A 9,136-nucleotide genomic window follows, 5' to 3' on the forward strand; every position below is an offset into this window, starting at 1 on the left:
CCTCGGGCGAATACGACGCCAAGATCGCCGTGCTGCGGCAGCTGCTGGCGTGGGAGCGCGACCTCTCCGGCCCGGAGCAGGGCGGCCTCTTCGAGGACCGCATCTACGTGCTGACGCCGCAGGCCTCGATCGTGGAGCTGCCCAAGGGGTCCACGCCGGTGGACTTCGCGTACACGGTGCACACCAGCCTGGGCCATCGCTGTCGCGGCGCGCGCGTCGACGGCGCGATGGTGCCCTTGAACACGCAGCTGGCCAACGGCCAGACCGTGGAGATCGTGGTCGCCAAGGAGGGCGGCCCGTCGCGCGACTGGCTCAACCCCGAACTGGGCTTCCTGGCCAGCAACCGCGCGAAGACCAAGGTGCGCGCCTGGTTCAACGAGCAGGTGCGGCACGAGACGGTGGCGCGCGGCCGCGAGCTGGTGGAGCGGCTGCTGCAGCGCGAAGGCAGGACGGCCCTGAAGCTGGAGGACCTGGCGGCCAAGCTCGGATTCAAGTCCGCCGAGGACCTGTTCGCCGTGGTCGGCAAGGACGAATTCTCGCTGCGCACCATCGAGACCCTGCTGCATCCGCCGGAGCCGGCGCCGAGCGAGGACGAAGTCCTGCTGGCCAAGAAGCTGAAGCCGACGCCGACGAAGTCGACCAAGGGCGGCGTGCTGGTGGTGGGCGTCGACTCGCTCATGACGCAGCTGGCCAAGTGCTGCAAGCCGGCGCCGCCCGACGCGATCAGCGGCTTCGTCACGCGCGGCAAGGGCGTGAGCATCCACCGCCGCGACTGCGCCAACTTCCGCCAGCTCGCCGGCCGCGACGGCGAACGCGTGATCGAGGTGGAGTGGGGCCGGCCCAAGGGCGGCGAAGCGCTGGTGTACCCGGTGGACATCGCCATCGAGGCGAGCGACCGCCAGGGGCTGCTGCGCGATATCTCCGAGGTATTCGCCAAGGAGAAGATGAACGTGATCGGCGTGCAGACGCAGTCGGTGCGCGGCACGGCGTGGATGACGTTCACGGTGGAAGTGGCCGATTCGCAGCGGCTGGGGAAGGTGCTGGCGACGGTGCGCGACGTGTCCGGCGTGCAGTCGGCGACGCGGCGCTGAGGTGGACGATTTGCTGTTGCGGGATGTGCGGCCGTTGGGCGGGCGAGCCGTCGACGTGCTGGTGCGCGGCCGCGTGATTGCTGCACTGGGGAGCGCGCACAGCGCGCTGACCGAAATCCGCTGCGGCGGCGCGTTGCTGCTGCCCGGCCTGGTCGAATCGCACGCCCACCTGGACAAGACGCTCTGGGGCCTGCCCTGGTACGTCAACGAGGTCGGCCCGCGCCTGCAGGACCGCATCGACAACGAGCGGCGCTTCCGTGCCGCAAGCGGCCACGACGCCGGCGCGCAGTCGCTCGTGCTGGCCAAGGCCTTCCTCGCACAGGGCACGACGCGGCTGCGCACGCACGTCGACATCGACACCGATGCGGGCTTGCGCCACCTGCACGCGGTGCTTGCCACGCGCGAGGCGTTGCGCGGCCTCATGGAGATCCAGCTGGTCGCCTTCCCGCAGTCCGGCCTGCTGCGGCGGCCGGGCACGGCGGACTTGCTGGACGAGGCGCTGCGGCTCGGTGCCGACGTCCTCGGCGGTCTCGATCCGCAGGCGATCGATGGCGACCGCCGCGCTTCGCTGGACCTGCTGTTCGGCATCGCGGCGCGCCACGGCAAGCCGCTCGACATCCACCTGCACGAGCAGGGAGAAGAGGGCGCGGCGACGCTCGACCTGCTTCTCGACCGGGTGCAGGCGCTGGGCATGGAAGGCCGGGTCGCCGTCAGCCATGGCTTCTGCCTGGGCGACGTGGACGAGTCCCGGCGCGCGCAACTGCTGGAGCGCATGGCGCGCCTGCGCGTCGCGGTGATCACCACCGGCACCGCCTCGCGCCCGGTGCCATCGCTGCTTGCCTGCCGTGCCGCGGGCGTGTGCGTCGCCGGCGGCAACGATGGCATCCGCGACACCTGGACGCCGTACGGCCGCCCGGACATGCTGGAACGCGCGATGCTGATCGGCCTGCGCAACAACCTGCGGCGCGACGACGAACTCGCGCTGGCGCTGGAGACGGTCACGAGCGCGGGCGCGCAGGCCTGCGGCTTCGCCGACCACGGCCTGCAAGTCGGCTGCCGCGCGGACTTCGTGCTGGTCGAAGCGCAGAACCTCCAGGAGGCCGTGGTCGCGCGTCCCGAGCGGAAGCTGGTGATTTCAGGCGGCCGTGTCGTCGCCCGGCAAGGGACGCTGATTTCCTCTGCTACAATAGCAGGCTCAACGACAGGCGCGTAGCTCAGCTGGTTAGAGCACCACCTTGACATGGTGGGGGTCGTTGGTTCGAGTCCAATCGCGCCTACCAATACGAAGGCCCGGAGATCATGGCGATCTCCGGGCCTTTCTTCTGGGCGCCTCGCCCGGTTCGTCCCGCGCATCGAACGAGCCAAAACGCGCATTGGCCCGGCTGCGGGGAAATGGCGATCATCGGGGCGTTCCAACTGCGCACGTGCCCTGCACCATGAAGATCGTCGAAATCCGCGAGAAGACCGTTCCGATCAGCTCCTCGATCCGCAACGCCTACATCGACTTCAGCAAGATGAACCTGAGCCTCGTGGCCGTCGTCACCGACGTGGTCCGCGACGGCAAGCCGGTGATCGGCTACGGCTTCAACTCCAACGGCCGCTACGGGCAGGGCAGCATGATGCGCGAGCGCTTCATCCCGCGCATCCTGGAAGCCGACCCCGCCTCGCTGCTCGATGCCACCGGCGACAACCTCGATCCGCACAAGATCTGGGCCGCGATGTTCCGCAACGAGAAGCCGGGCGGCCACGGCGAGCGCTCGGTGGCCATCGGCACCATCGACATGGCGGTGTGGGACGCGGTGGCCAAGATCGAAGGCAAGCCGCTGTTCCAGCTGCTGGCCGACCGCTACGGCGACGGGAAGCCGAATCGCAAGGTCTTCGTCTATGCCGCCGGCGGCTACTACTACCCCGGCCAGGACCACAGGAAGCTGCAGGACGAGATGCGCAGCTACCTCGATCGCGGCTATACCGTGGTGAAGAAGAAGATCGGCGGCGGCACGCTGGACGAGGACCTGCGCCGCATCGACGCCATCATGGAGGTGCTGCAGGACGGCCAGCGCCTGTGCGTGGACGCCAACGGCCGCTTCGACCTGGAAACCGCGATCGCCTACGCCAAGGCGCTGGAGCCCTACGACCTGTTCTGGTACGAGGAGGCGGGCGACCCGCTGGATTTCGAACTGCAGGCCACGCTGCGTGGCTTCTACAAGAACCCCATGGCCACGGGCGAGAACCTGTTCTCCATGCAGGATGCCCGCAACCTGATCCGCTACGGCGGCATGCGCCCCGACCGCGACTGGCTGCAGTTCGACTGCGCGCTCTCGTATGGCCTGGTGGAGTACCTGCGCACGCTCGACATGCTCAAGGAGCACGGCTGGTCGGCCAGCCGCTGCATCCCGCACGGCGGCCACCAGATGTCGCTGAACATCGCGGCGGGCCTCGGCCTGGGCGGCAACGAGTCCTATCCGGACCTGTTCCAGCCCTACGGCGGCTTCCCCGACGGAGTGAAGGTGGAGAACAGCTACGTCACGCTGCCCGAGCTGCCCGGCATCGGCTTCGAAGGCAAGTCCGACCTGTACCGCGAGATGAAGGCGCTCGCTTCCTGAGGCCCGAGCGCGCCTGAGCGCGTGGCCGCGCGCCAGAAGGCCTCTGCGGCGCGGCCGATCGCCTCGCGCTGGCGATAGAGGCGGATCGCGAGGTCCACGCTCCAGTCCGGCGGCGCCGCGGGCACCAGGCGTCCCACCTGCAGGTCCTCCTCCACCAGCGTGCGCGGCAGCCAGGCGACGCCGCGCCCGTCGAGCGCCATCGAGCGCAGCACCGACGCGAGGTGCGCGGTGAAGACGGCCTGGTGCGGCACGTCTTCCAGCTGGCGGCCGAGGACCAGGCGGACGATGCGGCCCATGCCGGACTCTTCCGAATACGCGAGCAGGGGGACCGGCTCGCCGGCGGCCGTCTTCTCCAGCCTATGCACCGGCTGCCCCTGGGCATCGGGCTGCGCCACCGGCACCAGCTGGTCGCTGCCGATGTCGGCGGCGAGATAGCTTTCCGACTCGAGCGATCCGTGCATGCGCTCGTGCGCATGCGCCAGCACGAAGTGCACCTTGCCTTCCTGCATCTGCGCTTCGCAGCGCGCGAGCACGTCGGAGGTCAGTGCGACCGGGCCGAGCTCCAGCACCGACTCCAGGCTGCGCAGCCAGCGGGGCAGGAAGGTGAAGGACAGGGCGTGCGTGCTGGCGATGCGCAGGGTCGCCGCGCCGGCCTCGGCGAGCTGCCGCGCCTCGCCCGGCAGGCGGGCGGTGCGCGCCACCAGGTCCGCGGCGACGCCCTCGAACCACACGCCTACTTCGGTCAGCCGGGCCGGCTGGCTCGAGCGGTCCACCAGCGCCGCGCCGAGCCACTCTTCCAGCGCCCGGATGCGTCGGCTGAAGGCCGGCTGCGAGCTGTGCCGGTCCTCCGCAGCGCGCGAGAAATTCCCGCTGGCCGCCAGGGAAAGAAAGTCTTCGAGCCAGGTGAAGTGGAAGTGCATGGTGCGGACCGGGCCGACTGTAGCAAGATGAACCTGGGCACCCGATGGATGGGCCGGGGCAGGCGACACGCGCGTGCTGCCGTGTAGGACAAGTTCGCAAATGTCCAGCTACGCCCGCCCTGGCACAGCCTTGGCGCCTACCATCGCGGAGCGCCGCATATGCCGAAAATGAAGACCAACATCCCTTGCTATGCGTCCCTGGCCTTCGGCGTGCTCGCCTGCATGGCCGCCGGCGCCGCTGGGCAAACGGTGGCCGCCAGCACGCCGGGCCTGGCCGAACTGAGCCTGGAGCAGCTCGGCGACCTGCCGGTCACCTCGGTGTCGGGCCGCCCCGAGAGCCTGCGCAGCGCCCCCGCTTCGGTGTTCGTCATCTCGGGCGAGGACATCCGCCGCTCCGGCGCCACCAGCCTGCCCGAGGCGCTGCGGCTCGCGCCCAACCTGCAGGTGGCGCGCCTCAGCGCCGGGCAGTATGCGATCAGCGCGCGTGGCTTCAACAACGCGATCGCCAACAAGCTGCTGGTACTGATCGACGGCCGAACGATCTATTCGACGCTCTTCTCGGGCGTGTTCTGGGATTTCCACGACCTCGTGCTGGAGGACATCGAGCGCATCGAGGTGGTCAGCGGCCCCGGCGGCACGCTGTGGGGCGCCAACGCGGTCAACGGCATCATCAACGTGATCACGCGCCCGGCCGCGGCGACGCAGGGCGCGCTGGTGTCCGTCACGCGCTCGCGCGCCGGCGGCCAGGAGGCGCTGCGCTGGGGCGGGCGCGTTGGCGACCTCGGGACCTTCCGTGTGTACGGGCTGGCGATCGACCGCGACAACACGCACACGGCGAGCGGGAGCGAAGTGCCGGATGCCGCCACCAAGCACCAGGTCGGCTTCCGTACCGATCTCGCGCTGGGGACGGGGCAGCTCACGTTGCAGGGCGACGCCTACCGCGGCGGCGACGAGCCGGCCAACAACTTCGCTCCCACCATGCACGGCGGCAACCTGCTCGCGCGCTGGGAGAACCGCTTCGCCGACGGCAGCCCCTACCGCGTGCAGGCGTACTACGACGTGCAGGCGCGCGACGACGTCAACCTGTTTCGCAACCACATGGCCTCGTGGGACCTGCAGTTCACCCACGAGCCGCAGCTGCGTGCCGGCCACCAGCTGCTGTGGGGCGGCGGCGTGCGCACGGCGCGCGACGAGAGCGAGCCGAGCCCGGTGGTGCGCTTCATCCCGGCATCGCGGCGCCTGAACTGGTGGAACCTGTTCGCGCAGCACCAGGTGCAGAAGGGCCCCTGGCAATTCACCGCCGGCGTGAAGGCCGAGCGCAACAGCTACACGGGCGTGGAGTGGCTGCCCAACCTGCGCGCGGCCTACGAGCACGCGAACCACGCCACCACCTGGGCCGCGCTGTCCCGCACGGTGCGGGCGCCGGCGCGCATCGACCGCGAATTCTTCCTTCCCGCCAACCCGCCCTTCATCATCGCCGGCGGCGAGGGCTTCCAGTCGGAAATCGCCCGGGTGGCGGAGATCGGCCACCGCGGCCAGGCCGGCAGCGACCTGAGCTACTCGGGGACCGTGTTTCTGCAGCGCTACACGGGCCTGCGCGGCGGGCGCGATTTCCCGGTGGTGATCGCGAACCGGATCGAAGGCGATGTCAAGGGGCTGGAGGCCTGGGCGCAATGGCAGCCGACGCGCGCCTCGCGGCTCACGCTCGGCTACCTGCGCCTGCACAAGGACCTGCGCTTCAGCGCGCCGCCGGCGGATGCGACCAGCATCGCGAACCTGGGCGACGACCCGCGCTCGCAGTGGTCTCTGCGTGCGCAGTTCGACCTGCCGCAGCGCACCGAGCTGGACCTGCAGTTGCGCCGCGTCGGCGCGCTGCCGGCGCCCGCCGTGCCCGCCTATACGGCGCTCGACGCGCGGCTCGGCTGGCAGGTGACGCCCTCGCTGGAGCTGTCCCTCATCGCGCAGAACCTCGGGTCGCGGCACGTCGAATTCGGCGATCCGGCCACCGCCAGCAAGTTCGGCCGCCGCGTCTTCGTCCGGGTGGTGTGGCAACCGTGAAGCGGCGCGCGCTGGCCTGGCGCCCCTGGCTGGCGCTGTGCATCGGCTGCCTGCTGGGGCTGGCCTGGCCCGGCGGCGTCGCGCAGGGCCTGGGGCTGGCGCGCGTGAGCGCCGTCAAGGCGGCCTACCTGTACAAGTTCGGCAGCTTCGTCGAATGGCCGGCGGGGGCTTTCGCGGGGCCGCATGCGCCGCTCGTGATCGGCGTGTACGGCGACGATGCGGTCGCCTCCGACCTGGAGCAGCTCACGGCGGGGCGCGAGGTGGAGGGCCGGCCCGTCTCGGTGCTGCGGGTGCGCGACGCGCGCGACGCCTTCGCGGTGCACATCCTGTTCGCGGGTGGCCCGCGCTTCGCGCGCATCCGCGAATTGATCGAGGCCGTGCGCGGTCCCGTGCTCACGGTGTCCGACGGTCCGGTCGGCGGGAATCCGGGCCCGGTGCTGTATTTCACCGAGAACGAGGGCCGCGTGCGCTTCTCGGCCTCGCTCGCCGCCGCGGCCGCCCACGGGTTGCGCCTGAGCGCCAAGCTCCTGGGCGTGGCCCAGAACGTGGAGGGGCGCTGAGATGCGGCCTCTTGCCGCCGCGCGCAGCATCCAGGCCAAGCTGAGCCTGATCCTGCTGGCCACCGTGGGCGTGGCGCTGGCGATCGCGGCCGCGGCACTGCTCCTGTTCGAGGCCCGCAACGACTGGCGCGGCACGCGCGAAGCGCTGGTGAGCCAGGCCGATGTCGTGGGGCTCGCGAGCGAAGCGGCGCTGGCGTTCCAGGATCCGGCGGTGGGCGCGCAGACCCTGCGCGCGCTGCAGGCGCAGCCTTCGATGGCGGCGGCGGCGCTGTACGACGCCACGGGCAAGCTGTTTGCCAGCTACGAGCCTCCGGCCGGAGCGAGCGCCGTGGCGCCGCCGCCGCGCGCCCCCGCGGCTGGCGTGGAGTTCGGCTGGACGACGGCTTCCGTGGTGCGGCCCGTGGTGTCGAACCGGGAGCGCATCGGCAGCGTCTACCTGCAGGTGCGCCATGGCCTGCTGCCGCGCATGGCGGAATACCTCGGCTGGCTGATCGCCGTGATGCTGGCCAGCCTGGCCGGCGCGGTGCTGCTCGCGCGCCGGCTGCAGCGGGCGCTGACCGGGCCGATCGCGGAGGTGAGCAGCGTGGCACGGCGGGTGCTGGAGCGCGGCGCCTTCGACATGCGCGCGCGGCGCACCAGCGACGACGAGGTCGGGCAGCTGGTGGACGCCTTCAATGCGATGCTCGACGAACTGGGGCGCCGGGCCCAGGTGCTGCAGGAGGCCAACGAGGCGCTGAGCGCCAGCGAGGCGCGCTACCAGCTGGCCGTGCGCGGCTCCAGCGCCGGGCTGTGGGACTGGGATATGCGTTCGCGCACCATGTTCCACTCGCCGCGGCTCAAGGCCCTGCTCGGATACACCGGCGAGGAGTTCCCGGACACGCCGGAAGCGTTGCCCGCCCTGATGCATCCCGACGACCTGCCGGCGGTGCAGGCCGCCCTGCGCGAACACCTGGCGAGCGACACGCCCTACCAGGCCGAGTGCCGGCTGCGCGAGAAGTCCGGCCAGTGGCGCTGGTTCCTCGTGACCGGCATGGCGCAGCGCGATGCCACGGGGCGCGCCTTCCGCATGGCCGGCTCGCTGATCGACATCACCGAACGCAAGCAGTCGGAACTGCTGCTGCAGCAGGCCAGCCGCGCCAAGGACGAATTCCTCGCCACCCTGGCACACGAGTTGCGCAATCCACTGGCGCCGCTGCGCACCGGGCTGCAGATCCTCAAGTCGCCCAAGGCGGCGCTGGCGGTGCAGCAGCGCACGCTCGACACGATGGACCGGCAGCTCACGCACATGGTGCGGCTGGTGGACGACCTGCTGGACATCTCGCGCATCAGCAGCGGCATGATCCGCCTCGAACAGGCGCGCACCTCGCTGCGGGCCGTGCTGCAGACCTCGCTCGAACTGGCGCGGCCGGCCATCGACGCGGCCGGCCATGCCCTGCACGTGGAATGGCCGGAACAGGACGTGGAGCTGCACGGCGACGCCACCCGGCTCGCGCAGGCCTTCGGCAATCTCCTGAACAACGCGGCCCGGTACACGCCGGCCGGCGGCCGCATCGCCCTGCGCGCCCGCCAGGCAGGCGAACACGCGGTGGTGCAGGTGGTCGACAACGGGGTGGGCATCCCGGCCGACATGCTGGAGAAGGTGTTCCAGCTGTTCACCCAGGTCACCCCCGGCCCGGGGCAGCTCGCCTCCGGGCTGGGCATCGGCCTGTTCCTGGTGCGCTCGCTGATCGAGATGCATGGCGGCACCGTGGTGGCCGAAAGCGCCGGCCCCGGCCAGGGCAGCACCTTCACGGTGACCTTGCCCTGCCTGCCCGTGCCCGCGCCAGCGCCGGCCGCCGCTGCCGCAGGCGGGCGGGCCGAGGCCAGCTCGCTGCGCGTGCTGGTGGTGGACGACAACGTGGATG

General features: G+C 71.0%; 7 protein-coding genes and 1 tRNA gene. 7 read left to right on the top strand and 1 reads right to left on the bottom strand.

Annotation, left to right across the window (positions count from 1 at the left end; genetic code table 11):
- The 4 genes from VFM98_RS14880 to VFM98_RS14895 form a co-directional block, all read left to right on the top strand.
- A partial coding sequence (locus VFM98_RS14880; RefSeq protein ID WP_325110692.1) for a TGS domain-containing protein occupies nucleotides 1-1,091 on the top strand: 1,091 nt, incomplete at its 5' end.
- Nucleotide 1,092: 1 nt separating this feature from the next.
- Complete coding sequence (locus VFM98_RS14885) at nucleotides 1,093-2,304, top strand: amidohydrolase family protein (RefSeq protein WP_325110693.1); 1,212 nt, start codon at nucleotides 1,093-1,095, stop codon at nucleotides 2,302-2,304.
- Nucleotides 2,295-2,371: transfer RNA gene (locus tag VFM98_RS14890), tRNA-Val, on the top strand. The genes VFM98_RS14885 and VFM98_RS14890 overlap by 10 nt, the downstream gene beginning before the upstream one ends.
- Before the next feature lie 156 nt (nucleotides 2,372-2,527).
- Nucleotides 2,528-3,694 carry a mandelate racemase/muconate lactonizing enzyme family protein gene (locus tag VFM98_RS14895; protein ID WP_325110694.1) on the top strand — a complete coding sequence of 389 codons (1,167 nt, stop codon included), beginning with the start codon at nucleotides 2,528-2,530 and terminating at the stop codon, nucleotides 3,692-3,694.
- Here VFM98_RS14895 and VFM98_RS14900 read toward each other — a convergent pair.
- A complete protein-coding gene (locus VFM98_RS14900) occupies nucleotides 3,610-4,614 on the bottom strand; it encodes a LysR substrate-binding domain-containing protein (RefSeq protein WP_325110695.1) in 1,005 nt (334 codons plus the stop codon). The genes VFM98_RS14895 and VFM98_RS14900 overlap by 85 nt on opposite strands.
- Nucleotides 4,615-4,782: 168 nt before the next feature.
- Between VFM98_RS14900 and VFM98_RS14905 the strand changes: the two genes are divergently transcribed.
- The 3 genes from VFM98_RS14905 to VFM98_RS14915 form a co-directional block, all read left to right on the top strand.
- The gene (locus tag VFM98_RS14905; protein WP_325110696.1) at nucleotides 4,783-6,672 is read left to right on the top strand and encodes a TonB-dependent receptor plug domain-containing protein; all 1,890 of its coding nucleotides are present in this window, start codon (nucleotides 4,783-4,785) and stop codon (nucleotides 6,670-6,672) included.
- A complete protein-coding gene (locus tag VFM98_RS14910; protein ID WP_325110697.1) occupies nucleotides 6,669-7,232 on the top strand; it encodes a YfiR family protein in 564 nt (187 codons plus the stop codon). The genes VFM98_RS14905 and VFM98_RS14910 overlap by 4 nt, the downstream gene beginning before the upstream one ends.
- 1 nt (nucleotide 7,233) lies before the next feature.
- The coding region (locus VFM98_RS14915; protein ID WP_325110698.1) for an ATP-binding protein at nucleotides 7,234-9,136 on the top strand (1,903 nt) is incomplete at its 3' end.

The organism is Ramlibacter sp., from assembly GCF_035706265.1.
Lineage (GTDB): Bacteria > Pseudomonadota > Gammaproteobacteria > Burkholderiales > Burkholderiaceae_C > Ramlibacter.